This window comes from Variovorax sp. 10N420, assembly GCF_056394705.1.
The window spans coordinates 48789-73692 of sequence record NZ_JBFTIJ010000009.1; the positions used below are offsets into that span (position 1 = coordinate 48789).

The window sequence follows — 24904 nt, forward strand, 5'->3', positions numbered from 1 at the left end:
GCAGTCCCTTATTTCTGGATGAGGTACGAAGGCGCTGCCAGCACCAGGAGCACGGCGGCATACACGCGATTGAGCTTGACGCCGTCAGCGCTGGATGCCGTCACGGCCGGTGTGGCGAGGGCCCCGACGATCAGCGCGACCGTCGCCGCTGAAAGCTGGTTGCCCGTGAGCAGCAGGTTCAGTCGCTTCACCAGCGCGGCCGGATCGAGCACCAGCGCGAGTTCATTCGCATAGGTGGCGTTGACGTCCTTGGCCGTCCTCTGGAGCGCGCCCTGCATGTAGTTGATGTAGCCGCCGACGCTTGTCTCGTTGACCAACTGGAATTCCGGCGCGACCATCTTCGCGCTCGCGATCGCGGTCGAAGGCGGCACGTAGCCAGGTCTGAAGTAGTTGAAGACCGAAGGCGAACGCAACGGGCTCTGCCCGAGCTGCGTGTCCGACCGCGAGAGGTCACCGATCTTCCAGTTGCCGGTCGCCGAGTCGGCGCCGAAGGTCCGCGCCCATTGCACGAAGCGCAGCATGGGCTCGCGCAAGCGTCCAAAGTTCGGGTCGGTCAAGCCGGCCGGGCTGCGCGCTTCGTTGTCGAGCACCACCGCGGCACACACGCTCTTCATGTCCCCGCGCACGCCACTTCCGTTGTCTGCAAAGACATCCGCAATGCGCTTGACGTAAGCCGAGCTCGGGTTGCTGGTGACGAGCCGCTGGATCAACTGCTTGCCGATGAATGGGCCGACGTTCGGGTGATTGAACAGCGTGTCGAGCGCGATCTTGAGCGCGGCCTTGCCATCCGTTCCGGCCGGCACCGTGGCGCCGAGGAACTTGGCTTCGAGCGTGGAATGCTTCGAGGCTGTCAGCGCCATCGGCCGCTTCGTCCACGCATTGCTCTCGACGCTGCCGCTCGTCCGGACGACGGCACCTGCGGATCCGTTTTTCTCCTCCGTGCGGACGTCGACGTCATAGCCCGTGAAGACACGCGCCAGGTTCGTGACGTCGTCGAGTGTGTAGGTGTCGAGGGGCGCGCCATCGGCACCGGTCTTGACGGTGCCGTCGGCGTTGAGTTGGTAGAGGCCGATGGTCATCAGCTGCATGACCTCGCGGGCGTAGTTCTCGTCCGGCTGGCGTCCCTGGGCGTTTTCCTTCTGGTTGCCCTTGGTATTGAGGTAGTAGCCCATCGCCGGGTTGAGCGTCACGTCTTCGAGCAGTTGCCGGAAGTTGCCGGTCACGCCCTTCACGAGCGTGTCCCAGTACTGCGCCATCATGTGATCGGTCCAGTTGGAACCAATATCCAATAGCGACACGACGAAAATTTCCGTGAACGCCAGCGCCATTCGCTTGCGAAAACCATCAGGCGCGGTGATGAGCTGGTTCCAGATCATGTCGTCGGCGTTGACGGTGCCGTAGGTCTTGCTCGACAGCCAGTCCCAGCCGGTCTGCGTCGGCGCCCGGTCGACCTGTTCGCCGAGCCACGGCAGGTAACCCCTGTTCCGCACGGCCGCGATATCCGCATCCGAGGCCGAGAACTGCGATTGCAGGAGAAAGCGAGCGGCCTCTTCGTCGCTCCTGGCTTGCGTATAGACATAGCTTTGCGCGGTGGGTGTGGCGCCCAGGCCTGTCAGCGAGCCTGCCTGCACGGTCGCGCTGCCGCTGCCACCTTGCACCGAAAAGGCGCCGGCCCCGCCGCCGCCTCCCCCGCCGCCTCCGCAAGCCGCGAGTGCCGCAGCCGCAGAGAGTGCGGCGACAAGCGGTACAGGGCGCTCTGGCACTTCCGGTCGGAAGGCGCGCGATGGTTGTGCGTGTACGGGCGTTTCGCGCGCGCACGTCGATTCGTCGGTCGGCACGGCGCGACCGCTTGCAATGTCTTCCACCATGGGATTCCTCACTCCTCGGCGCTCCGGCGCCGATCTCGTGAGGCAAATGCCGTGCCGGTAACTGGGCCGACTCAAAGCACGGAAAGTGAGTCGTTAAGGACTAATCAGTCCCGCATCAAACCCGCGCGAATGTGAAGAATTGTGACTTTTTCGTCAGATTCGCGTCATCGATGCCTGCAGGGTGACGCGGAATGTCGCTCAGGCTTTGGCAGCTTCGAGCCCGTCACGCGTCCGGTTCGCTTCCCTTCGGGCCGCTTCGGCGAAGTCGTCGCCAGCCGAGGCGTAGCAGATAGCGCGAGACGAATTGACGACGATCGGCGCATCGGCTCGCCACCCGGCCCGAACCGTCGCGACCGCATCCCCACCCTGGGCTCCGACGCCTGGAATCAGCAACGGCACCGTCGGCGCAAGTACCCGTACGCGCTCGATTTCCGCCGGATAGGTCGCCCCGACCACCAAGCCGAGCTGCCCGTTCAGGTTCCACGGACCCTGCGCCAGACGCGCAACATGCTCGTACAGGAACGGCTCGCCCGTGATTCCCGCCAGACGCTGGCCCTGCAGGTCGGCACCGCCGGGATTGCTGGTGCGGCACAGCAGGAAGGCCCCCTTGCCCTGATGCCGCAAATAGGGCTCGACGGAATCGAAGCCCATGAAGGGCGACAGCGTGACGGCATCGGCGCCATAGCGTTCGAAGGCCTCCCGCGCGTACTGCTCGGCCGTCGAGCCGATATCGCCGCGCTTGGCGTCGAGGATCGTGGGCACGTGGGGCGCATTGCGGCGCATGTGCTCCATGAGCCGTTCAAGCTGCACTTCGGCCCGGTGGGCTGCGAAATATGCGATCTGCGGCTTGAAGGCAATGACGAGATCGGCTGTGGCATCGACGATGCGCGCGCAGAAGTCGTAGATCTTGCTGGCGTCGCCCTTCAGATGGGCGGGGAATTTCGTCGGTTCGGGGTCGAGGCCGACGCACAGCAGCGAGCCGTTTTGGCGCTCGGCAGCGCGCAGCTTGTCCAGGAAGGTCATGGGGCGGAATTTTAGGCGCCGCCGGACCTCAGCCCGACGGCGCCAGTTGCTCCGCCGCGAGACAGAGATCGGCCCACGCGCGGGCCTTGTCCAGCGGGTTGCGCAGCAGGTAGGCAGGGTGATAAGTTGCAACGACGGGCACCATTTCCGCGCCCGGAACCAGCGCGACGGGGACCACACGCCCGCGCAGCTTGCCGAGTGGATCTCCGCTTTGCATGAGGGTTTGGGCCGCTAATGGGCCAAGGGCGAGCACCAGGCGAGGCGCCAACACCGGGACGCAATCCGCCAGTGCTTCGTCCAGAGGCCGCGGACTGGTGGGTTGACCCGAAACGACGCCTCGATGGGTCCGCATCAGGTGGACCGGCGCTTCCCCGTCTTGCAGTTGCAGTGCACGCAGCATGTTGTGCAGCAGACGGCCTGCATCGCCAGCGAACGGTTCGCCGTGGCGGCCGTCGAGTTCGGGAGGCATGTCGGCGATGATCAGCCAGCCGCCTTCTGAAGCGGCTTCGCTGCCGAAGAGGCGCCGCGGTGTGTCCGAGAGCACGGCGGCAGCCCCTTGCCTTGCCGCAATCGGCGCTCGAGCTTCCACCGCCGGCGCGGCGGCCGGCACCGAGGCCCTTTGGACAGGCGACGGCGCGAGCTCGGGAGCCGGCCGCGGTGGCGCATCGGCATCGACGGCGACCGGCGGCTCGACCTTGGCAAGTTCGCCAGCCCCGCCGGCCACGCCAGCCCCATTGGCATCCGTCCTGGGCCACCAGAAGAGCTTGATGCCCATCTCGTCCAGCATCGCGCGTTGGCGTGGCGTCATTTCAGCCCTCCCCAGGCGCTGTTGGATTCGTTGAGGCGCAGGCTCATCACCACGGCATCTTCGCGGGCGCCGGCATGCGCGGGGTAGTAGCCCTTGCGCAGCCCGACACGGCGAAAACCGTTGCGTTCGTAGACGGCCAATGCGCGCAGGTTGCTCGCGCGTACTTCGAGCCAGAGCCATTGCGCACTCAGGCCGCGAGCCCAGCCGGCGAGTGCCTCCAGCATCAAAGGCGCCCATCCCTGGCGCTGAAACGCGGGCGCGACGGTGATGTTGAGCAAGTGGACCTCGTCGACACCCTTCATCGCCACGAAATAGCCAATGATGGTTTCATCGACGGTGCGCGAAGCGACGCGACTCCATAACGCGCGCATGCCGCCTGGCGTCGGCGTGGAGCCTTCTTCGGCGCCAGGGCCTACAAGGCACTGGCAGTGGTAGCCAGCGGCCATCGAATCGGTGAAGTTGGCAGCCGTCCAGGGATGGGTGTAGGCCGCCTGCTCGATGGCGCAGATGGCAGACACCCGCTCGCTTGTGATCGGCTCAAGGCGGGCTTCGCGCGGTTCAAGAAGGACGGCACTCATGGCTGAACGGTGGTGGTTGCCGCCTTGATGGCGGCACGCTCTTCGGTAGTCTGCGCCACTTTATCGCGAACGTAGAGAGGCCATGCCTCGGCCGGCGCGACGGTACGGCCTTGCGCAAGCAGCGCGGGTGCGAGGCGCAGCATCGCGGCCGCCGTCGGGAGCACGTTGTGTCTCGGTCCAGCATGCGGCAAACGGTCGCCATAGGCAGCGAAGGCATTGCCGGCCAAGACCCAGCCCTCCGGCACGACGACGGTTTCCGGCGCCAGCAATTCAGCCTCGCTGGCAATCACTTCGACGCCGAGGTCGTAGCTGGCCGTGTAGACCTGCTCCATGCGCGCGTCCAGAACCACGACCACGCGCGTCGCGCCGAAACAATGGCGCGCCTCTTCGGCGACGGCGTGCAACGTGTCGATAGGCAACAGTCGCACACCGGCGCCATAGCCCAGGCCCTGCGCGACCGAGCAAGCGGTGCGCAGTCCGGTGAAGGAACCGGGCCCTCGACCGAACGCGATGGCGTCGAGTTCGCGCAAAGACAGCCCGGCATCGGCGAGCAGTCGCTGAATCAGCGGGATCAAAGTCGAGGACGACTGTGCGCCGCCGATGCCGCTGTGCTCGAGCAACACATCGCCATGGCGCACCGCGATCGAGAGCGATTCGGTGCTGGTGTCGAAGGCGAGCAGCTTATGCATCGGCGCATCCTCCCACGGGCACGGCGCCTTTCGGCGGAGGATTCGCCACCCGGCTGCGCTGAACCCCGAAAAGGATGCCGGCAGTCACCAACAGAAGCCCCGCGACAAGATTCCAATACAGCGGCTCGTCCAGGAAGGCCACCGCTCCGAGCGCGGAGAGGCCGGGCACCAGCGCAGTGATCATGGTGGAACGCACCGGACCGAAGTGCTGGATCATCCGCGTGAAGGTGATGCCCGAGATGACGACCGAGCCGACGCCCTGGAACAACATCTGGAACAGGACTTCGCCGATGGGCGCGCTGCCGAGCCGGCTCGCGATCACTCCGGACGCCGCCAGCAGAGCGTAGACCGGCACATAGGTGATGAAGGCGAACACCGTGATGGCGATGGTCGCCCGCACCGCCTCGAGGGCGTGTCTGCGCGCCAGCACGCTGTAGCTCGCCCAGCAGAAGGCGGCCGTCATGAAGAGCAGATCGCCCTTCCAGATGGCGCCGCCCTGCAGCGCGTGAAGCAGGCTCGCCCCGCCGACGAAGAGATCGCCCACCACGATCAGTGCCAAGCCCACGGCGCGGCCGGGCGTGATCCGATCGCGCAGGACGACAGCGGCGAGCAGCGCCGTCCACAGCGGAAGGCTGCCCGGCATCAGCACTGAAGCATGAATGGCGGGTGCAAAGAAAAATCCGCTGTAGGCCAGCAGCGGGTAGCCCAAACCGCCCACCACGCCGGCGAGGATGGTCAGCCGCAGCGAAAGCGGCGACAGCCCGAAAAGCGAGCTCTCTGCCGCCGGATCGCGCTGCCGCGCGCGCATGACCAGCCAGGCGCCCCAAGGCAGGAGCACCAGGCCAGCGCCGCTGATGCGCGCGAATGCGATGTCGAAAGGCGTCAGCGACCGCGCCGCCGAAGCACGCGCGATGACGATGAATGCGGTCCAGACCAGGACGGTGACGATGGCCGCGCCGAGGCCGATGGTGCGCGGAGAAAATCGGGGAGCGGCGGGCATCCGGCGATTATCGAGGGGCGTCGGAAATCGCGTCTTGGAAGGCTCATGTCGCCCTTTTTCGCTCCCCGTCGCCCCTCCCTGGGGCGGGCCGGGATAATCCGCCGCATGCCTCTCGACACCGCTTCCGCACGACATCGCCTCCTTCGCCTCGCCATCACTTGCGCATCTGTTCTCGCTTCGGCGGCGCTGCTGCCCGTGACCGCTGCGGCGCAGAGCCTGCCCATCGAAGTGGACGCCGCGCTCGCCCGCGCGAAGGTGCCGCGGGACGCCGTGACGATGCTTGTCGTCGATGCAGAAGGTGTGGGTCGGCCCCGGCTCGCATGGCGCACCCAGGCCCAGGTCAACCCGGCATCGATCATGAAGCTGGTCACTACCTACGCGGCGCTCGACTTGCTGGGACCGGCTTTCACATGGACCACGCCGGTGTACGTGGACGGGCCGGTCCGCGACGGAGTGCTCGAAGGCAACCTCTACATCAAGGGCCAGGGCGATCCCAAGCTCGTACTCGAACGGCTCTGGCTGCTGCTGCGCCGCGTGCAGGGACTTGGCATCCAGACCATCAGGGGGGACATCGTGCTCGACCGCAGCGCTTTCGAAGTCGCGGACACCGATCCCTCCGCCTTCGATGGCGAGGGGCTCCGTCCCTACAACGCTGCGCCGGATGCCCTTCTGATCAACTTCAAGTCGGTCGTGATGACCTTCGTGCCGAACCGCGCAACGCAGATGGCGCAAGTGAGCTTCGAGCCGCCGCTCGCTGGCGTCGCGACACAGGCCACGGTGCCGCTTTCCGCAGGCGAATGCGGCGACTGGCACGCGACGCTCGCAGCTGAATTCGCCGATCCGGCGCGCATCGGCTTTACCGGCAGCTACCCGGCCGCTTGCGGCGAAAAGGTGTGGCCTGTCGCCTATGCCGATCCGCGCAGCTTTGCGGCGAGAGCCGTGGGCGGCTTGTGGGTCGAGATGGGCGGCCGCATCAAGGGCGTGGTGCGCGAAGGCCGCGTGCCCGCCGAACTCAAGCCCGCATTCGAGATCGCGTCGCCCCCGCTCGCCGAGGTCATCCGGGACATCAACAAGTACAGCAACAACGTGATGGCGCAGCAGCTCTTCCTCACGCTCGGCCTGCAGCAGAAGAAGCGCGGCAACCTCGAAGCGTCGCGCGCCACGGTGCAACAGTGGTGGAACAACCGCATCGGCACGGGCGAGGGGCAGCCTCTGTTCGACAACGGCTCGGGGCTCTCTCGCGACGAGCGCATTACCGCCGCCGAGCTCGCGAAGATGCTCCAGGTGGCGTGGCGATCACCGCTGATGCCCGAGCTGGTGTCCTCGCTGCCGGCTTCGGGCGTCGACGGCACGCTGCGCAAACGTGCCTTGCGATCAGGCGGTGCGGCGCACTTGAAGACCGGCACGCTTCGTGATGCGGCGGGAGTCGCCGGATTCGTGCACACCGCGAGCGGGCGGCGCTATGTGGTGGTGGCGATCGCCAACCATGCCAATGCCGTGGCGGCGCGGCCGGCCTTCGACGCGCTGGTGGACTGGGCTTCGCAGGACTGACCAGCAACTGACACACGCGCCAGCAGAAACCCGCGCTTGCGCATATTGCGGCCCCTGCCCAGAATCGCCCGGACGCAAATTCAAGAACCGAGCAGGAGACACCCGATGATTCGCCTTACAGCCATTGCCCTCGCGGGCGCCGTCCTGACGCTTTCCGGCTGCGGAGGCGGCGGTGGCGGCGGGTTTGCGGTGAACGTGCCGCCGGTGGTGGACTCGGGCCGCGGCTCGGTCGTGACTGTGCCGCCGCAGCAGACGGCCCAGCTCTCGGTCGCCGACTTCTCATCCCTGCTGAACGCCAACGCCTCGGGCCAGGCATTGCTGCAGGTGGCGGGTGCGCCCAAGTGCGGCTTGGTGCTTCGCTATCTCGAATACCGCACCGTCGGCGGCCAGGGCGAAGCGACCAATGCGACAGCCGCCATCATGGTGCCGAACGGGGGCGATCCCGCATGCACGGGCCCGCGACCCGTCGTGCTGTATGCGCACGGCACCACGGCGGCGAAGAACTACAACCTCGCCCAGTGGACCGACGCCACGCAACCCGCCGCGGGCGAAGGGCTGTCGGTCGCCGCGATGTTCGCCGCCCAGGGTTTCATCGTCGTCGCGCCAAACTATGCCGGCTACGACAAGTCCACGCTCACTTACCACCCCTACCTCAACGGCGACCAGCAAGGCAAGGACATGGTCGATGCCCTGACTGCTGCCCGCAAGACCTTCAAGTTGATCGGTGCGAACGAGAGTGGCTCGCTTTTCATCACGGGCTATTCGCAAGGCGGCTACGTCGCGATGGCTGCACATCGCGAGATGCAGGCGACCGGCAAGACGGTGACCGCCTCGGCGCCGCTGTCGGCACCTTCGGCCATCAGCCTGCTGACCGACTACAGCTTCAGCGGCTGGCCTGCGCTGGGCTCGACGCTGTTCACCCCGCTGCTTTCGACCAGTTGGCAGAAGCAGTTCGGCAACGTCTACGCGGCGACCACCGACGTTTATGAAGCCCAGTACGCCAACGGCATCGACACGCTTCTGCCCAGCCTCACCCCGGTCAACACGCTCTTCGCGACGGGCAAGCTGCCACCTCTTGCGCTCTATCCGGCCAATGCGGTGCCGGGACCTGTGACTCCCGCGTTGTCGATCTTCTACGGACCGAGCAACCTGATCCGCCAAAGCTATCTGACGCAAGTCGCGAACGACATCCAGGCCAATCCATGCCCCGGCAATGCGCTGCCTGCCACAGCTACTTCACTCAACACCACTGCGCCGCTGAACTGCAGGCCATTGGTGGGCTTCCGGAAGGCCGCAGTAGCGAACGATCTGCGCAACTGGCTGCCGCTGCGGCCGGTGCTGATGTGTGGTGGCGCCAATGATCCGACAGTGAATTTCGTGAGCACTCGCGCGACAGCGGGCTACTTCGGCGCCAGCGGCATGTCCGCGAGCGCGCTGACTGTGGTGGATCTGGAAGACTCGACCGCGACCGATGCTTTCTCAGCCGCTCGCGCAGGATTCGCGACAGCCAAGGCGCGCCTGGCCGCCAGCACGCCCGGCACGCCGGCCGACCAGGCGTCGGCTGTCACTCAGGCCTACCACGGCACCCTGGTGCCGCCCTTCTGCATGGCGACGGCGCGAGGCTTCTTCCAGGGTGTGATGGCCGCAGGGCTCTAACCTGAGCCTGGCTGGGTCAGGCTGCGGCGGCGCGCCGCAGTCTGTCGCGCACGCCTTCCCACTCGGGCGTGTCGGGTGGGGTCTCGATCCAGATGAGCTTGGCGCCATCGGCGTCGAAGGCGCGCAGGACGGCAAAAAGCTGATGCGCGGTCGTCGCCGCGTCGTCAGGCATGCGGCGCTGCACGATCCGCTGGGAACGGCTCTTGAGCGGGGTGCGCGACCACACGGCAATGTGCGCTGCGTTGACACCGAGCACTTCGAGCCCCGCCTGCAGGGCTTTTGCATCCATCAGCCGCACCTTGGCGTTCGGCGCGTAATGCGCTTCGAGAGTGCCCGAGGCACGCGGATCGGGAGCGGCGAGATCTTCCTTGTCGCGCAGCGCCTCGCCGCAAGCCGCTTCGACCTGCGCGCGCGTGATCGCGCCGGGGCGGAGCAGCACGGGCACCCCGCGGCTGCAATCCACGATCGTCGATTCGATGCCGACTTCGCACGGACCGCCGTCGATCACGAGAAGCTCATCGCCGAATTCCTCTCGCACGTGCTGAGCGGTCGTCGGGCTCACGCGGCCAAAGCGGTTAGCGCTCGGTCCGGCAACCCCATGGACGCCATGCGCCGCGCACGCCATGAGCAGCGCCTGTGCCACAGGGTGCGAGGGGCAACGCAGGCCGATGGTGTCCTGCCCGCCTGCAGCAGCGGCCGCAATGCCGGGCCGGCGCTCGACGATCAGGGTCAGCGGACCCGGCCAGAAGGCGCGCACCAGCTTCTGGGCAAAGACCGGCAATGGCTGGGCGAAGTGGGACAAGGCCTCCGTGCCCTTGGGGCCGGCCGCGACATGCACGATCAAGGGATGGTCCGCGGGCCGGCCCTTCGCTGAAAAGATGCCAGCCACCGCGGCGTCGCTGCCCGCATCGGCGCCCAAGCCGTAGACCGTTTCGGTCGGGAAAGCGACCAGGCCGCCTGCCTGCAATACGCTGGCGGCTTCTTCGATGGCTTCAGGCGTGTTGCCGTCGCGGATCATCAGGCGTTACTCGGAAAGCGGAATCGGCAGGCCCAACAACGCGGCCGCAAAATCAGCCGTGCTGCGAACCGCTTCGATGCTTTCGCCGGTGATGTTCAAGTGCCCCATCTTGCGTCCGCGCCGCGCCTCGGTCTTGCCATAGAGGTGCAAATGCGTGCCGGGCAACGCGAGCACGTCGGCCCAGCGCGGCTCTGCCTCGACATCGCCATCGACGAACCACAGATCGCCCAGCAGATTGAGCATGATCGCGGCGCTGTGCTGCCTCGGCGGATTCAACGGCAGGCTCGCCAGCGTGCGAACCTGCAGTTCGAATTGCGAGACGTCGGCCGCGTCCAGCGTCCAGTGGCCGCTGTTGTGCGGACGTGGCGCCATCTCGTTGACCACCAGTGCGCCATTGCCCAGCACGAAGAACTCGACGCACAGCACGCCGACGTACGAGAGGCCCTCCGCGATCGACCGGGCGGCAGCCACTGCGCGCTTGGCCGTCGATTCAGGCATGTTGTGCGGATGGACCTCTGTCACGGCGAGGATGCCGTCGCGATGCAGATTGCGCTGCACCGGGAAGTGCACCATCTGCCCGTCTTCGGCACGGGCGATGATCACCGAGCACTCGAAGTCGAGCGGGAGGAGTTTTTCGAGCACGCAGGGCACGCCGCCGGCGTCCTCCCAGGCGGATGCCAGTTCGGCGCGCGTCGCCACACGCCGTTGGCCCTTACCGTCATAGCCGAGCCGTGCCGTCTTGAGAATGCCGGGAAGAAGGTCCGCCTGGACCGCGGCCAAGTGCTGCGCCGTCTCAATGACGGCAAAGGGGGCGCAGTCGACCCCGCAGCGCACGAAGTGGCCCTTCTCGCGGATGCGGTCCTGCGCGATGGCGACGGCGTCCGCGCCCGGAGAGACCGGCCGCGCCACCGCGAGGTGCTCGAGTGAGGGTGCGGGCACGTTCTCGAACTCGGTGGTGACCGCATCGGCCAAGCCCGCGAGTCTCGCGAGGCCGTCGACATCGGTGTAGTCGGTGTGGATGTGGTGATGGCTCACGCGCCCGGCCGGACTATCGGGGTCCGGATCGAGCACCGCCGTGAAATAGCCCAACTGCTGGGCCGCATGGACGAACATCCGGCCCAATTGGCCGCCCCCGACGACACCCAGGGTGGCGCCGGGAAGTATCGGGATCACAGGGCGCCCCCGCCTTGCGGCGAGAAAGGCGAGACGGCCTGGGACTCGATCGGCGGCAGCGTCATGGACTGCGCGGCCTGCGTCTGATTTTCCCTGAAGGCGTCGAGTTGGGCTCGCAACGCCGGGTCGGCGACCGCAAGCATCGCGATGGCAAACAACGCCGCGTTCGCCGCGCCGGCATTGCCGATGGCAAAGGTTGCCACGGGTACGCCCTTGGGCATCTGGACAATGCTGTAGAGCGAATCCACACCCTGAAGGTGCCGGCTGGCGACGGGCACGCCGAGCACCGGGACGGTGGTCTTCGCTGCGAGCATGCCCGGCAGGTGGGCGGCGCCCCCTGCACCGGCGATGATCGCGGCGAGCCCGCGCGGAGCGGCGCTTTCGGCGTAGGCGAACAATTCGTCGGGCATCCGGTGGGCCGAGACCACCCGCGCTTCGTGGGAGACGCCGAATTGCTGGAGAATCTCGACGGCATTGCGCATCGTCTCCCAATCGGAGTTCGATCCCATCACCACGCCGACCTGAATTGCTTGCTTCATGGTTCGAATTTTACGTTTCACCCTCAACTTCCCGCGATGATCGACATCACCCTCGAAAACTTCCAGACCGAGCTGATCGACGGCTCGATGACCACCCCGGTGCTGCTGGACATCTGGGCCGAATGGTGCGGACCTTGCAAACAGCTGGGGCCGGTGCTCGAAAAGCTCGAAGTCGAATACGCGGGGCGGTTCGCCCTCGCCAAGCTCGACGCCGATAAAGTGCCCCAGATTTCGCAGCAGTTGAGCCAGATGTTCGGCGTCCGGAGCATTCCGTTCTGCGTGATGTTCAAGGACGGGCAGCCGGTCGACGGCTTTGTCGGCGCGATTCCCGCGGAGCAGATCCGCGAGTTCCTCGACAAGCACGTGCCGGGCGCGGACGAGGTCGAGGCGCAGGAACAGGAGGAGTCGGCCCAGGCGACGCTCGCCGATGGCGATACCCAAGGCGCGCTGGAAAAGCTCCAGCATGCGGTCGCGACCGATCCGGCCAATGATGACCTTCGATTCGACTACGTCAAACTGCTGCTGCAGGAGGGTCGTATCGACGACGCCAAGGTGGCGTTTGCGCCGGTGATTGCCAAGACGTCACTGGTGCGCCGCCTCGATTCACTCCAGCGGTGCATGGACGCCATCGATTTCGCGCAGCCTGCGACCGGCACAGCACCCGACCTGGCCGGGCTCGATGCGCGCATCGCCACCAACAAGCGTGACTTCGACGCTCGCTTCGACCGGGCCAGGCTCCTCATGGCGGCGCAGCGGTGGACCGAAGCCATGGACGAGCTGCTCGACATCCTGATGCGCGATAAGACCTGGAACAGCGATCTTGCGCGCAAGACCTACATCGCGATCCTCGACATCATCGAGCCACCGAAAGCGAAGGTCGCCGACGGGCAGATTCCGCCGGACGACCCGACGGTGGCGAGCTATCGCCGCCGGCTCAGCAGCGTGGTCTTGAGCTGAGCCCTGACTCGAATACGATGGCGCGGTGTTTCAATATGTCGCAGAAGGAAAGACTGGCCATGCGTTTTCGTCTCGCCGCCCGCTCGAACGCCGCTCTCTTTGTCGCCCCCGCAATGCTCGTCGCTGGTTTGCTAGTCGGCTGCGGCAGCGGCATCAGCCTGGATGAGCCGATCGAAGGTCCGGTCTGGCGCCTTGAGCAACTCGGCGGTGAACCCGTCGCATCCACTGGCGACCCTCAGCGCGATCCGCAACTCCAGTTCGATCGCCGCAACGGCCGAGTGAGCGGCTCCGGCGGCTGCAACCGCGTGTCCGGCACCTTCGAACGCAGCGGAAACTCGCTCAGGCTGAGCCAGCTTGCCTCCACGCGAATGGCCTGCGCCGATCCTGCGCGCAGCGCCAGCGAGTCGCAATTTTTTGCCGCGCTTCAATCGACCGCCAGCTATCGCCTCCAAGGATCGTCACGCATGTCTCTTCTGGACTCCAGCGGCCGCACCGTGGCCGTTCTAGGTACGGCGCAAGCGCGCTGAAGGCAGCTCGCGAGCGGGCCTGGATCAGTCTTCCCCGGTCAGCCTGAGCGCAGAGACGATCTGCGGCATGCGAGACACCCTGTGGACGACCTCGCGGATGCTGTTGCTGCCGGTTTTCTGCCGCACGTTCTTGATGTGCGTGCGCACGGTCGACATCCGGATGCCTTCGAGGCAGGCGATTTCCTCGGCATCGTGCCCGGCGCACAGACGCGCCAGCACATTCTGTTCCGCACGCGTCAGATGCTTGGATCGCGCGAACATCTGCATCGTCAGACTTTCGCAGCCCGATCGCCGGCTGCACATGACCAGTACCGTGTCGATCCTGTCCTCGCCATGCAGCGCCGCGAGCGGTATGAAGGCCAGGGACAGCGACTCACCCGCGTGGTCGAGCTCGACGATGCTGCGGCAGTCGCGCTCCGCATCCTTGAGGGCGTGGCGAATCTTCAACTGCGACTCCGGCTGCCCCGCGCACAGCATGCCGTCGACGCTTCGCACGGCACGCGCTCCGGCCAGCTCACGCCGGGCAGGGAAGTTCGCGTGCAGGATGCGCCCGGTCAGATCCAGCAGCAGCAGACCATGGTCGATCTCGTCGAGCACGCGCGCCATCACGCCGGGATGAAGCGCGTCAGGCGGCGGCGCGGAAACCGGAGCCTCGTCCCTAAGGTATCGAATCTGAAAGTCCACTGCCGTTTCCATCTCGCACTCCTCATCTATCGGGGGGATGCGAAGAGTTTGGAAGACAGGGCCGTTTTCAGGGCGTGACTATTGCCGCCAGCCTTGTGACTTATTCACATTGGCGGCGGCCGATTGATCAGCCCGTGAGCCTTTGCAGTGCTTCGCGATACTTTGCCGCGGTCTTTTCGACGACTTCGGCCGGCAGGCGCGGCGCCGGGGGTGTCTTGTCCCATGGCTTGCCGTTGATGCGCGCGGACTCCAGCCAATCGCGCACGAACTGCTTGTCGTAGCTCGGCGGATTTGTTCCAGCAGCCAGCGCGGCTTCGTAGCCCTCGATCGGCCAATACCGGGAACTGTCGGGCGTGAGCACTTCGTCCATCAGTACCAGCGTGCCCGCATCATCCAGGCCGAATTCGAACTTGGTGTCGGCAATGATCATCCCCTTGGCCAGCGCGATCTCGGCCGCCGCCTCGTAGATGGCGATGCTGGTCTCGCGAATCTGCTGCGCAAGCCGCGGGCCGACCACTTCGACCACCTTGTCGTAGCTGATGTTTTCGTCATGCGCGCCAGCCGCCGCCTTGGCAGCCGGCGTGAAGATTGGCCGGGGCAGCTTGCTCGCGTTGGACAGCCCTTCAGGCAGCGGTACGCCGCAGACCGCCCGGTTCTCCTGGTATTCCTTCCAGCCGCTGCCCGCGAGATAGCCGCGCACGACCGCCTCGACAGGGATCGGCTTGAGCCGCTTGACCAGCATCGAGCGGTCCTTGACCTGCGGCACCTCGTCCGGCGTCACGACGCTCTCGGGCGCTTCGCCGGTCAGGTGGTTCGGGCACAGGTGGCCGAGCCGGTCGAACCACCAGAGCGCCATCTGGGTGAGGATCACGCCCTTGCCGGGGATGGGCTCGCCCATGATCACGTCGAAGGCCGAAAGGCGATCGCTCGCGACCATCAGGATGCGGTCGTTGCCAACGGCATAGTTGTCGCGTACCTTGCCGCGCGCGAGCAGCGGGAGGCTCTTGATGGAGGAGGTGTGGACGGTGGTCATGGCTGGGTAGCGGGGTAGCTGTATCGATGTGCGGAGACGACGGAGATTGTGCGCGCAGAAAAAAGCCACCGCGAACGGTGGCCGGCGAAAACTGATGCGGAACGCCGCCGTGCCCGGCCGCCCGTAGCAAAAAGACTTAGACGACCTCTTGTGCCAGATCGCCCTTGGCATATTTGGCCGCGACGACTTGCAGGTTGTCGCCCTTGATCTTGAGGCCCTGGCCTTCGCAGCCGAACTCCAGATAGCGCTGCTTGCAAATCTGCTTGGCGGCCTCGCGCGCTGGCTTCAGCCATTCGCGGGCGTCGAATTTCTCGGGATTCTCGGCCAGGAACTTGCGCACCGCGCCGGTCATCGCGAGGCGAATATCGGTGTCGATGTTGATCTTGCGCACGCCATGCTTGATGGCTTCCTGGATTTCCTCGACGGGCACGCCGTAGGTTTCCTTCATGTTGCCGCCGTACTGCCGGATGATCGCCAGCAGGTCCTGCGGCACGCTGGATGAACCGTGCATCACCAGATGGGTGTTGGGAATGCGGCGATGGATTTCCTTGATGCGGTCGATCGCCAGGATATCGCCAGTGGGCTTGCGGGTGAACTTGTAGGCCCCGTGGCTGGTGCCGATCGCAATCGCGAGCGCGTCGATTTGCGTCTTCTTGACGAAGTCGGCGGCCTGCTCCGGGTCGGTGAGCAGTTGCTCGCGCGTCATCGTGGCGTCAGTGCCGTGGCCGTCTTCCTTGTCGCCCTTCATCGTTTCGAGCGAACCCAAGCAGCCGAGCTCGCCCTCGACCGTGACGCCGACCCGATGTGCCATGTCGGCCACCTTCTTGGTGACGTCGACGTTGTAGTCGTAGCTTGCGATGGTCTTGCCGTCCGCTTCGAGCGAGCCGTCCATCATCACCGAGCTGAAGCCGAGATCGATGGCGCCGCGGCACACGTCGGGGCTCTGCCCGTGGTCCTGGTGCATCACCAGCGGAATCGTCGGATACGCCTCAATCGCGGCTTGAATGAGATGCTTGATGAACGCTTCGCCGGCGTACTTGCGAGCTCCCGCGCTCGCTTGCAGGATGACTGGAGCACCGACCTCCTTGGCGGCCTCCATCACGGCCTGCACCTGTTCCAGATTGTTGACGTTGAAAGCCGGAATACCGTAGCCGTTGGCGGCGGCGTGGTCGAGCAGTTCGCGCATCGAAACGAGTGCCATGGAAATACCTCGCAGGATCTAAGGTTGAATCAAAAAAACTGCAACGATTCTACTAATCGCCCCCGACAACCGCGGCTCATCGACCTTCGACGCACCGCCCAATTCCAGAAACACCGCGGAACCGGCTTCGCCGGGCCGCTGGTGTTGCCCCCGGTAGGGGGTAGGCGAAGCGACACGAAGTGCGCGTAGCCTGGGGGCGAGCCTAGCTCACCCTACAGATCTTCAGCATGTTCGTGCCGCCCGGAGCCCCCATCGGCTCGCCGCAGGTGATTGCATAGACATCGCCCGTCTGCACGATGCCGCGCTTCTTCAGGTGCGCCTCGGCTTGCTCGAGCGCCGTGTCGCGATCGCTTTCCGAATCCATCAGCAGCGGCCGCACATTGCGATAGAGCGCCATCTTGCGCTGCGTGGAAAGACGGGTCGTCAGTGCATACATCGGAATGTGCGCCCGGTGCCGGCTCATCCACAGCGGCGTAGAGCCTGATTCGGTCAGCGCGACGATCGCCTTGGCGCCCAGGTGATGCGCGGTAAAAAGTGCACCCATGGCGATCGATTGGTCGATGCGGCTGTAGGCCTGGCCGCTGAAATCGGCGTCCAGGTGCGGATCTTCCGCGGCCTCGGCGGCTTCGCAGATCCGGCTCATTTCCTGAACCGTCTCCAGCGGATAGCGGCCCGAGGCAGTTTCCGCCGAAAGCATCACCGCGTCCGTGCCGTCGAGCACCGCATTGGCCACGTCGCTGACCTCCGCGCGGGTCGGCACCGGGTTGGTGATCATCGATTCCATCATCTGCGTGGCGGTGATCACGACCTTGTCCATCTCGCGCGCCATGCGGATCATCTTCTTCTGCAGCGCCGGCACGGCCGCGTTGCCGACCTCCACGGCCAAGTCGCCTCGCGCAACCATGATCCCGTCGCTCGCTCGCAGGATTTCTTCCAACTTCGGGATCGCCTCGGCACGTTCGATCTTCGCGATCATCCCGGGCTTGTGGCCGTACTCGGCCGCGGCGACGTTGCAGAGCTGGCGTGCCATCTCCATGTCGGTCGCGTTCTTCGGAAAGCTCACGGCCACGTAGTCGGCCTGGAAGCTCATCGCCGTCTTGATGTCTTCCATGTCCTTGGCCGTCAGCGCCGGCGCCGTGAGGCCGCCGCCCTGCTTGTTGATGCCCTTGTTGTTCGAGAGCTCGCCGCCGAGGTGGACGGTGGTGTAGACGGCATCGCCCTTGACCGCGTCGACCGTCAGCACGATGAGCCCGTCGTTCAACAGAAGGCGGTCACCGGGTTTCACGTCGCGCGGAAGATCCTTGTAGTCCAGCCCGACCGAATCGATGTCTCCCGGCTCCGTCCGCGATGCGTCGAGCACGAACTTCGCGCCCGGCTCCAGCCAGATCTTTCCTTCGGCGAACTTGCCGACACGGATCTTCGGCCCCTGGAGGTCCGCCATGATCGCCACTTCGCGCCCGGTGCGGCGGGCCGCTTCGCGCACCATTGCGGCACGGTTGATGTGATCCTGCGCGCTTCCATGGCTGAAGTTCAGCCGGACCACGCTGACCTTGTGAGTGATCATCTGCACCAGCAGGTCGGGCGAACTCGACGCCGGCCCGAGTGTGGCGACGATCTTGGTGGCGTGACGGGGAAGGCGTGGCGTGCTCATTCAATGTCTCCGTGTTGTATTCCGCACTGTATACACTTTATCAACCCCCCGCCAGCGCTCCCCCGCCACAAGCCAGAAACACCGCGGAACTGGCTTAGCCAGGCCGCTGGTGTTGCCCCCGGTCAGGGGGAAGGCGAAGCGACACGAAGTGCGCGCAGCCTGGGGGCGAGCTCATCCAGCGCGCTTGGAAAGAATCTCGAAGGCCGGGAGCGTCTTGCCCTCCAGCACTTCCAGGAAAGCGCCCCCGCCGGTCGAGATGTACCCGACCTTGTTTTCGATGCCGTATTTGGCGATGGCCGCCAGCGTGTCGCCGCCGCCCGCAATCGAGAAGGCGCCGCTTTCAGCGATGGCATGGGCGATCGTCTTCGTGCCGTTGGCAAAAGCGTCGAACTCGAACACGCCCACGGGGCCGTTCCAGACGATGGTGCCGGCCTCACGCAGTTGCGCCGCCAGAAGATCCGCCGTCTTCGGTCCGATGTCGAGGATCAGGTCGTCTTCGGCCACGTCGCTCGCATCCTTTACCGTCGCCGCCGCATCGGCAGCAAAGCTTTTGGCCGTGACGACGTCGACGGGGATCGGAACTGCGGCGCCGCGAGCCCGCATGGCCTCGATCACGGCCTTGGCCTCGTTCAGCAGATCGGGTTCTGCCAGCGACTTGCCGATCCTGAGGCCGGAGGCCAGCATGAAGGTGTTGGCGATGCCGCCCCCGACGATCAGTTGATCGACCTTGTCGGCCAGGCTCTTGAGAATGGTGAGCTTGGTGCTGACCTTCGAACCGGCGACGATGGCAACCAGCGGCCGCTTCGGTTGGGCCAGCGCCTTCGTGATGGCGTCGATCTCGGCTGCGAGCAACGGACCGGCACAAGCGATCTTTGCGAATTGCGCGATGCCGTAGGTCGTCGCCTCGGCGCGATGCGCGGTGCCAAAGGCATCGTTGACGTAGATGTCCGTCAGCGCTGCCAGCTTTCGAGAAAGCGCCTCGTCGTTCTTTTTCTCGCCCTTGTTCAAGCGGCAGTTTTCCAGCAGCACGACCTGGCCGGGCGCCACCTGGACACCATCGACCCAATTGGAGATCAGCGGCACTTCGCGCCCGAGCAGTTCGCCCAGGCGTTTTGCGACTGGTGCCAGCGAGTCTTCAGGCCTGAACTGGCCCTCGGTGGGCCGGCCGAGGTGGGAGGTCACCATCACGGCTGCACCCGCGTCGAGCGCCTGCTGGATGCAGGGCACCGATGCGCGAATGCGTGTGTCTTCGGTGATGCGGCCGGTGTCGTCTTGCGGCACGTTGAGGTCGGCTCGGATGAACACGCGCTGGCCGGCAACCTTGCCTTGCGCACAGAGGTCAGTGAATCGAAGAACGTTCATAGGCGGATGTAGGCGGATAAATGCGGGTGGAGGTTGGAAATGCCTCGACGGGCAGCAACGGACATTGTAGGGATCGGGTCCCTCCGGCGAATGTCAGGCTTGCACGTGGCGCAGCGTCAAATTCCGCTGATTTCCATCTATCGAATTATTTTGATTGAATGGGAAGAAAAACCATCGCCGATCACACCCTCTACGTCTTGAGAGCCCTGTTGGAGACATCCATGCCCGCCGAGAACCCGCCTCTTTCCTCGCCTCCTGTGCCCGTCCAGGGACTTCACCACTTCGCGTGGCGCTGCCGGGACAGCGAGGAAACCCGCCGCTTCTACGAGGACCTGCTGGGTCTCCCGCTGACGCACGTGATCAAGAGCGATCACGTCCCGAGCACTGGCGAGAATTGCCCCTACGTCCACATCTTCTTTCAGATGCGCGATGGTTCATCGATCGCCTTCTTCGATCTCGGTGACGATGTCGCGGCACTGCCTTCGCCCAATACGCCGGCCTGGGTCAACCATCTCGCCTTGCGTGTCGACTCTCTGGAAGAACTGCTGGCCGCCAAGTCGCGGCTCCAAGCCGCAGGCGTCGAAGTACTGGGGCCGACCGACCACCACATCATCAAGTCGATCTATTTCTTCGACCCCAACGGCATCCGTCTCGAACTCACCACGCCCACAGTGCCGAAGGCAGAAATGGACGAGCACGCCCGGCGCGCCCGCGCCGAACTCGATGCCTGGACGCAGCGCAAGGCAGACCTGCGGAAGGCAGCCCAGCATGGCTGAGTTGCAGCTCGCGGTCATCGACGTCAAGCCAGGGGCAGCGCTGGAGAGTCAATCGGGTTTGCAGATGCTGCGCCCGCGCATCTACGGCGCGTATCGCGCGCCGAGCGGCGCAAAAACGGTCGCGGCCATCGTCATGCATCCCACGAGCAACTTCATGGGGCACTACCTGATCGAGCCGCTCGCAGAGCGCGGCATCTGCTGCATGGGCCTGAACTCTCGCTATATGGGCAACGACACCATGCTGCGCATGGAACGCGCCATCCAGGACCTGGGTGCGGGCGTGCAGTTCCTCCGGGCCGCGGGCTACGACAAGGTCGTGCTGATCGGCAATTCGGGTGGCGCCGCGTTGTCCAGCTTCTACCAGGCACAAGCGGAGAACCTCACCGCACATCATTTTCCGGACGGTGACCCGACGCATCTCCATCCCGACGATTTGCCGCCAGTGGACGGCATCGCGCTTTGCGCAGCGCACCAGGGCCGTTCCAAGCTGATGCGCGACTGGATCGACCCTTCCGTCACCGACGAGCACGACCCGCTGTCGGTGAATCCCGAGCTCGATATGTACGACGCTCGCCACGCGCTGCCCTACAGCGCCGAGTTCCTGGCGCGATTCAGCGCAGCCCAGAAGCAGCGGCTCGACCGTATCGAGCATTGGGTGCTGGAGCGCCTACAGCAATTGCGCGGCACGCCCGGCGCGCCGCGCGACCAGGCATTCATCGTCTACCGCACGCACGCCGATCCGCGCTGCGTCGACTTGTCGATCGACCCTAACGATCGGGCGCCAGGCAGCGTCTGGGGCAATGCGCGACAGGTGAACTATTCGGCCAACGCGATGGGCCGCGTGACGTCGTTGACCGCATTCCTGTCGCAATGGTCATCGCGCTCACAAGCCGACGGGCCATCGAACCTCGCGCGCACGACGGTGCCTCAGTTGCTGCTCACCTATACCGGTGACCAGTCGACCTTCCCGAGCACGCGCGACGCGTGGATGGCCGCAGGGGACCGGCGCATTCGCAACGTCGACATCGTTGGGGGCACCCACTATCTTGCAGGCCAGCCGGGACTCGTGCAGCAGGCTGCGGATGCGATTGCCGAATGGGCTCACGCGCTTTGAACACCGGATACGAACTGCCGCGATGGCCCTTCGTTCCGCCGCCTGAACTGGACGGTGGCGCAGTCGTACGCCACCCCATCGTGATCGCCGGCGGAGGCCTCGCGGGATTGACGCTGGCCTGCGACCTTGCCCGGCGCGGCGTGCGCACCGTGCTGCTCGATGAGGACGATACGGTCGGCGTGCGCGGCGCTTCGTCGCGCGGCATCTGCTATGCGCAGAAGTCGCTGGAAATCTTCGCACGGCTGGGCATCTACGAGCGGGTTGCCGGGAAGGGCATCACATGGTCTTTCGGCCGCACCTTCTCGGGTGAGCAAGAGGTCTACAACTTCAATCTGAAGACCGACAGTGTCTCGGTGCAGCCGCCCTTCATCAACCTGCAGCAGTTCTACATCGAGTGGTTTCTTGTCGATCGCATCGTCGACCTCGGTCTGACCGACCTGCGCTGGAAAAATCGCGTAGCGCAAGTGACCCCGCTCGCCGACTGCGTTTGCGTGGACGTCGAAACACCGTCTGGCCACTACACGATCGAAGCCGAGCACCTCATCGACGCCACCGGCGCCAATAGCGCGATTCGCACTCAGCTCGGCATCGATGCGCACCCGTCGCGCAGCACCGACCGCTGGTGCATCAGCGATGTGCGCTTCAAGAAGCCGCTGCCGACCGAGCGGTGGACCTGGGTCGATGCCCCCTTCAACGAAGGTCGCGCGGTGTGGCAGCACCTGATGGGCGACGGCGTCTGGCGCATCGACTACCAGATGCCGGAAGACTGCGACGCGGCGCACATCAGCAAGCCCGAAGTGGCCGGTGCGCGGCTGCACAACCAGCTCGGGACTGACGTGGAATTCGAGTTCGTATGGATCGGGCCGTATGGCTACCGTGACCATTTGCTCGACAACTTCAGACACGGCCGCATTTTCTTCATCGGCGATTCGGCGCACGTGGTGAGCCCCTTCGGCGCCCGCGGCGGCAACAGCGGCATCCAGGATGCGGCCAACCTCGGCTGGAAGCTGGCACTGGTCGCCAACGGCTTGGCTGGCGACGCCCTGCTCGACACCTACGATGCCGAGCGAAGGCACGCCGCTGCGGAGAACCTGCGCGTCACGAGCCGCTCGGCGCGCTTTCTCGCACCGCGGTCGCCGGCCGAGCACATGCTGCGCCGCGCGGTGATGGCACTGGCGTCGCGCCATGCATTCGCTCGCACACTCGTCAACACGGGCCGAATGTCAGTAGCCAACGAATATCCGGTGGCGCCTCATCTGCCGGAGGGTGGAAGGACCGTGCAGAACCTGCCGCTGCGCCGCCATGATGGTACGTCGACCACGTTGATGGAGTTGCTGGACGAGGGCTCGCATTGCCTCGGCCTCTGGTTCGCGCCCACGCGCGCGGAAGCGGACGCAGCGGCCGACGCCGTCACTTCATTGCCTGTGCGGCTCGTGGCAATCGGCGGCAACAGCGGGCTTCCGACGCTGCAGCCGGATGAGATGCTGGCGCGGCACCTTGGGAATGCAACGCCGGGCAGCCTGTGCCTCGTGCGTCCGGACGCCTACCGCGCCGCGCTGCTGACTGAACCTACGCCAGCAAGCATTGCAGCCGCCATCCGCGCCGCACTCGTGTACGCTGAATGAGGTCGCTCATCCGCACGAATCCTGTGGCCGGTTACCAGCCCAAGCCGAGGTGCAGCGGCAGATAGACCGCCATCCCGGCGAGCATCGTCCCCAGCACGCCGCGCCGCCAAAAGAAGTAGGCAGTGCCGGCCACGGCGCCATAGAGCCTCGCGTCGTGCAACGTAGAGGTCAGGTGGCCTTGCGTCATCACGATTTCGGGAATGATCACTGCGGCAAGCGCGGCGGCGGGGGCGTAGTGCAAAGCGCGGTGGGCCCACTCCGGCAGACCCCAGGGCCGATCGAGGATGAAGAAGAAGCAGCGCGTCAAGACCGTGACGCCGGCCATGCCGAGGATCACCGCAAGCGTCCACCAATCGGTCTGGCCTGTCCCCACGTTCACTTGTCATCCTCCGCGTCCGGATCGAGTCCAAACTGCTTCTCGAGCCAGAAACACAGCAGCACCGCGACCCCGATGCCGGCGACGATGTTGAGCTTGAGCGGCAATGCATATGCCGCCACGGCGGTGACCCCCGCAATCAGCACGGCCAGCACGCGCAGACGCGTGCTCGCCATCGAGCAAACGATCGCCACCAGGCTCAGCACGCCGGCGAAGCCCAGCCCCCAGCTTTGCGGGATCATGTTCGCGAGCAAGATGCCGACGAGGCTCAGCACCATCCACGCCACCCAAGTCACGCAATAGTTGCCTGTGAGATAGGCCTCCTGCCCGCGCTGCTCGGCGGCCGATTCCGGCGGGCGCGGGTACTTCCGGGTGAAAAGCGCATAGCTCATGTCGGCCGTGAGATAGCCATGGGTCATGCGACGCCAGCGCGGCATGTGCATGAGATAGGGCCGCAGGTGAAGGCTGAAGACCACGAAGCGCAGATTGACGCAGAAGCTCGTGGCCAGGATCACCCACGCCGGAGCGCCCGCGATCAGGAGCGGAATGGCGGCCAGTTGCGAGCTGCCCGCATAGACGAGCACCGTCATAGCGATCGACTCGAAGAGGCTCATGCCCGACTGGAGCATCGACACGCCGGTCATGAGGCCCCAGGCGCCGATGCCGAGAGCGACGGGCAACATGTCGCGCAAGCCTTCGCGAAACTCCGGCCGGCTCCGAATGGACGTCGAGAGAAACATCAGCCGAAAACCTGGCCGGGCTTCACATCGAAGCCACGCAGGAAATCGGCGACCGGCAGGCGCTTGCCGCCGGCGCGCTGCAGTTCGGAAATCACGACCACGGAATCCCTGGCGGCGACGGCGATGCCGTCTGGCGTGACAGCGAGGACCGTCCCCGGCGCTTCACCGGGGGCTTCGGCCCTGCTCCGGGCGGCCCAGAGCTTGACGCTTTCGCCGTCCAGCGTGCTGGTCGCACCCGGGAAGGGATCGAAGGCCCGGATACGGCGCACGATGGTGGCCGCATCGAGTGACCACTCAACCTGCGCCTCGCTCTTCTCGACCTTGTGCGCGTAGGTCACGCCTTCGGCGGGTTGCCGCTCGGCGCGGAGCGTTCCCGCTTCGGCTTGCTTCAATGCTTGCACGATCAGGCGACCGCCCATCGCTGCGAGTCGGTCGTGCAGCCGCGAGGTCGTGTCGTTGCCGATCGCGATCGACTCGCGCAACAGCATGTCGCCGGTGTCGAGGCCCGCGTCCATCTGCATGATGGTGACGCCAGTCTCTTCATCTCCCGCCTCGATCGCGCGGTGGATCGGTGCCGCGCCGCGCCAGCGCGGCAAGAGGCTCGCATGAATGTTGAGGCAGCCGAGCCGCGGCGCATCGAGCACCCATTGCGGCAGGATGAGCCCGTAGGCGGCAACGACCATCACGTCAGGCTTCGCTTCGGCGATGGCGTCGCGCGCGGCAGCGGCATCGTCCGGGTACTTGCCGTCCCGCCGCAAGCTGCGTGGCTGTGCCACCCGCCAGCCGCGGCTGATTGCGAACTGCTTGACCGGCGATGCATGCAGCTTCATGCCGCGGCCGGCCGGGCGGTCAGGCTGGGTCAGTGTCAGGACGATCTCGAACCTAGGCTCAGCCGCGATCGCTTCCAGCGCGACGCGCGCAAACTCGGGTGTCCCCGCGAACGCAACCTTCATGT

General features: G+C 65.5%; 24 protein-coding genes. 7 read left to right on the plus strand and 17 right to left on the minus strand.

What is annotated here, in order from left to right; all coding sequences use genetic code 11:
* Positions 1-8 precede the first annotated feature (8 nt).
* The 6 genes from AC1DEK_RS22010 to AC1DEK_RS22035 form a co-directional block, all read right to left on the minus strand.
* Complete coding sequence (locus AC1DEK_RS22010) at positions 9-1868, minus strand: DUF1800 domain-containing protein (protein WP_478127419.1); 1860 nt, start codon at positions 1866-1868, stop codon at positions 9-11.
* A 198-nt stretch (positions 1869-2066) separates the two neighbouring features.
* Complete coding sequence (gene pyrF / locus AC1DEK_RS22015; RefSeq protein WP_478127420.1) at positions 2067-2891, minus strand: orotidine-5'-phosphate decarboxylase; 825 nt, start codon at positions 2889-2891, stop codon at positions 2067-2069.
* Positions 2892-2919: 28 nt separating this feature from the next.
* Complete coding sequence (locus tag AC1DEK_RS22020) at positions 2920-3699, minus strand: uracil-DNA glycosylase family protein (RefSeq protein ID WP_478127421.1); 780 nt, start codon at positions 3697-3699, stop codon at positions 2920-2922.
* Entirely contained in the window at positions 3696-4277 is a 582-nt protein-coding gene (locus AC1DEK_RS22025; RefSeq protein ID WP_478127422.1) for a GNAT family N-acetyltransferase, read from the minus strand. Before AC1DEK_RS22025 ends, AC1DEK_RS22020 begins: the two co-directional genes overlap by 4 nt.
* Positions 4274-4966: a tRNA (adenosine(37)-N6)-threonylcarbamoyltransferase complex dimerization subunit type 1 TsaB gene (gene tsaB / locus AC1DEK_RS22030; RefSeq protein WP_478127423.1), complete on the minus strand. Its 693-nt coding sequence runs from the start codon at positions 4964-4966 to the stop codon at positions 4274-4276. Before tsaB ends, AC1DEK_RS22025 begins: the two co-directional genes overlap by 4 nt.
* Positions 4959-5966: a DMT family transporter gene (locus AC1DEK_RS22035; RefSeq protein WP_478127424.1), complete on the minus strand. Its 1008-nt coding sequence runs from the start codon at positions 5964-5966 to the stop codon at positions 4959-4961. Before AC1DEK_RS22035 ends, tsaB begins: the two co-directional genes overlap by 8 nt.
* Before the next feature lie 105 nt (positions 5967-6071).
* On the opposite strand from AC1DEK_RS22035, the gene dacB reads away from it, so the two are divergent.
* Together dacB and AC1DEK_RS22045 are read left to right on the plus strand one after the other, a co-directional pair.
* A complete protein-coding gene (dacB, locus tag AC1DEK_RS22040; protein ID WP_478127425.1) occupies positions 6072-7517 on the plus strand; it encodes a D-alanyl-D-alanine carboxypeptidase/D-alanyl-D-alanine endopeptidase in 1446 nt (481 codons plus the stop codon).
* 105 nt (positions 7518-7622) lie between these two features.
* Positions 7623-9173 carry an alpha/beta hydrolase family protein gene (locus AC1DEK_RS22045; protein ID WP_478127426.1) on the plus strand — a complete coding sequence of 517 codons (1551 nt, stop codon included), beginning with the start codon at positions 7623-7625 and terminating at the stop codon, positions 9171-9173.
* Positions 9174-9189: 16 nt separating this feature from the next.
* On the opposite strand, the gene AC1DEK_RS22050 is transcribed toward AC1DEK_RS22045, so the two are convergent.
* From AC1DEK_RS22050 to purE, 3 genes are read right to left on the minus strand one after another with little or no spacing between them, the layout of a single operon-like run.
* Entirely contained in the window at positions 9190-10191 is a 1002-nt protein-coding gene (locus tag AC1DEK_RS22050; RefSeq protein ID WP_478127427.1) for an L-threonylcarbamoyladenylate synthase, read from the minus strand.
* 6 nt (positions 10192-10197) lie between these two features.
* Complete coding sequence (locus AC1DEK_RS22055; protein WP_478127428.1) at positions 10198-11364, minus strand: 5-(carboxyamino)imidazole ribonucleotide synthase; 1167 nt, start codon at positions 11362-11364, stop codon at positions 10198-10200.
* Positions 11361-11903, minus strand: a complete 543-nt coding sequence (gene purE / locus AC1DEK_RS22060; RefSeq protein WP_478127429.1) for a 5-(carboxyamino)imidazole ribonucleotide mutase — start codon at positions 11901-11903, stop codon at positions 11361-11363. The genes AC1DEK_RS22055 and purE overlap by 4 nt, the downstream gene beginning before the upstream one ends.
* 36 nt (positions 11904-11939) lie before the next feature.
* Between purE and AC1DEK_RS22065 the strand changes: the two genes are divergently transcribed.
* Positions 11940-12860: a tetratricopeptide repeat protein gene (locus tag AC1DEK_RS22065; protein WP_478127430.1), complete on the plus strand. Its 921-nt coding sequence runs from the start codon at positions 11940-11942 to the stop codon at positions 12858-12860.
* Positions 12861-12919: 59 nt separating this feature from the next.
* Positions 12920-13387, plus strand: coding sequence for an META domain-containing protein (locus AC1DEK_RS22070; RefSeq protein WP_478127431.1), 468 nt, complete (start codon positions 12920-12922; stop codon positions 13385-13387).
* Positions 13388-13411: 24 nt separating this feature from the next.
* Here AC1DEK_RS22070 and AC1DEK_RS22075 read toward each other — a convergent pair whose 3' ends face one another.
* The 5 genes from AC1DEK_RS22075 to AC1DEK_RS22095 form a co-directional block, all read right to left on the minus strand.
* Positions 13412-14083: a helix-turn-helix transcriptional regulator gene (locus AC1DEK_RS22075; RefSeq protein WP_478127432.1), complete on the minus strand. Its 672-nt coding sequence runs from the start codon at positions 14081-14083 to the stop codon at positions 13412-13414.
* A gap of 115 nt (positions 14084-14198) precedes the next feature.
* Complete coding sequence (locus AC1DEK_RS22080; RefSeq protein ID WP_478127433.1) at positions 14199-15104, minus strand: phosphoribosylaminoimidazolesuccinocarboxamide synthase; 906 nt, start codon at positions 15102-15104, stop codon at positions 14199-14201.
* A 136-nt stretch (positions 15105-15240) separates the two neighbouring features.
* The gene (gene fba, locus AC1DEK_RS22085) at positions 15241-16305 is read right to left on the minus strand and encodes a class II fructose-bisphosphate aldolase (RefSeq protein ID WP_478127434.1); all 1065 of its coding nucleotides are present in this window, start codon (positions 16303-16305) and stop codon (positions 15241-15243) included.
* Between the two features lie 202 nt (positions 16306-16507).
* Positions 16508-17956, minus strand: coding sequence for a pyruvate kinase (gene pyk / locus AC1DEK_RS22090; protein ID WP_478127435.1), 1449 nt, complete (start codon positions 17954-17956; stop codon positions 16508-16510).
* A gap of 171 nt (positions 17957-18127) precedes the next feature.
* On the minus strand, positions 18128-19318 hold the full coding sequence (locus AC1DEK_RS22095) for a phosphoglycerate kinase (RefSeq protein WP_478127436.1): 1191 nt from the start codon (positions 19316-19318) through the stop codon (positions 18128-18130).
* Between the two features lie 221 nt (positions 19319-19539).
* On the opposite strand from AC1DEK_RS22095, the gene AC1DEK_RS22100 reads away from it, so the two are divergent.
* From AC1DEK_RS22100 to AC1DEK_RS22110, 3 genes are read left to right on the plus strand one after another with little or no spacing between them, the layout of a single operon-like run.
* Positions 19540-20094 (plus strand): VOC family protein, encoded by a 555-nt coding sequence (locus AC1DEK_RS22100; protein ID WP_478127437.1) that lies wholly within the window; start codon positions 19540-19542, stop codon positions 20092-20094.
* On the plus strand, positions 20087-21208 hold the full coding sequence (locus AC1DEK_RS22105) for an alpha/beta fold hydrolase (RefSeq protein ID WP_478127438.1): 1122 nt from the start codon (positions 20087-20089) through the stop codon (positions 21206-21208). Before AC1DEK_RS22100 ends, AC1DEK_RS22105 begins: the two co-directional genes overlap by 8 nt.
* Entirely contained in the window at positions 21190-22833 is a 1644-nt protein-coding gene (locus tag AC1DEK_RS22110; RefSeq protein ID WP_478127439.1) for an FAD-dependent oxidoreductase, read from the plus strand. Before AC1DEK_RS22105 ends, AC1DEK_RS22110 begins: the two co-directional genes overlap by 19 nt.
* A 31-nt stretch (positions 22834-22864) precedes the next feature.
* Here the strand turns inward: AC1DEK_RS22110 and AC1DEK_RS22115 are convergent, their stop codons facing one another.
* From AC1DEK_RS22115 to fmt, 3 genes are read right to left on the minus strand one after another with little or no spacing between them, the layout of a single operon-like run.
* Positions 22865-23212, minus strand: coding sequence for an AzlD domain-containing protein (locus AC1DEK_RS22115; RefSeq protein WP_478127440.1), 348 nt, complete (start codon positions 23210-23212; stop codon positions 22865-22867).
* Positions 23209-23949, minus strand: coding sequence for an AzlC family ABC transporter permease (locus AC1DEK_RS22120; protein ID WP_478127441.1), 741 nt, complete (start codon positions 23947-23949; stop codon positions 23209-23211). The genes AC1DEK_RS22115 and AC1DEK_RS22120 overlap by 4 nt, the downstream gene beginning before the upstream one ends.
* A complete protein-coding gene (gene fmt / locus AC1DEK_RS22125; protein ID WP_478127442.1) occupies positions 23949-24902 on the minus strand; it encodes a methionyl-tRNA formyltransferase in 954 nt (317 codons plus the stop codon). The genes AC1DEK_RS22120 and fmt overlap by 1 nt, the downstream gene beginning before the upstream one ends.
* Between the last annotated feature and the right edge of the window lie 2 nt (positions 24903-24904).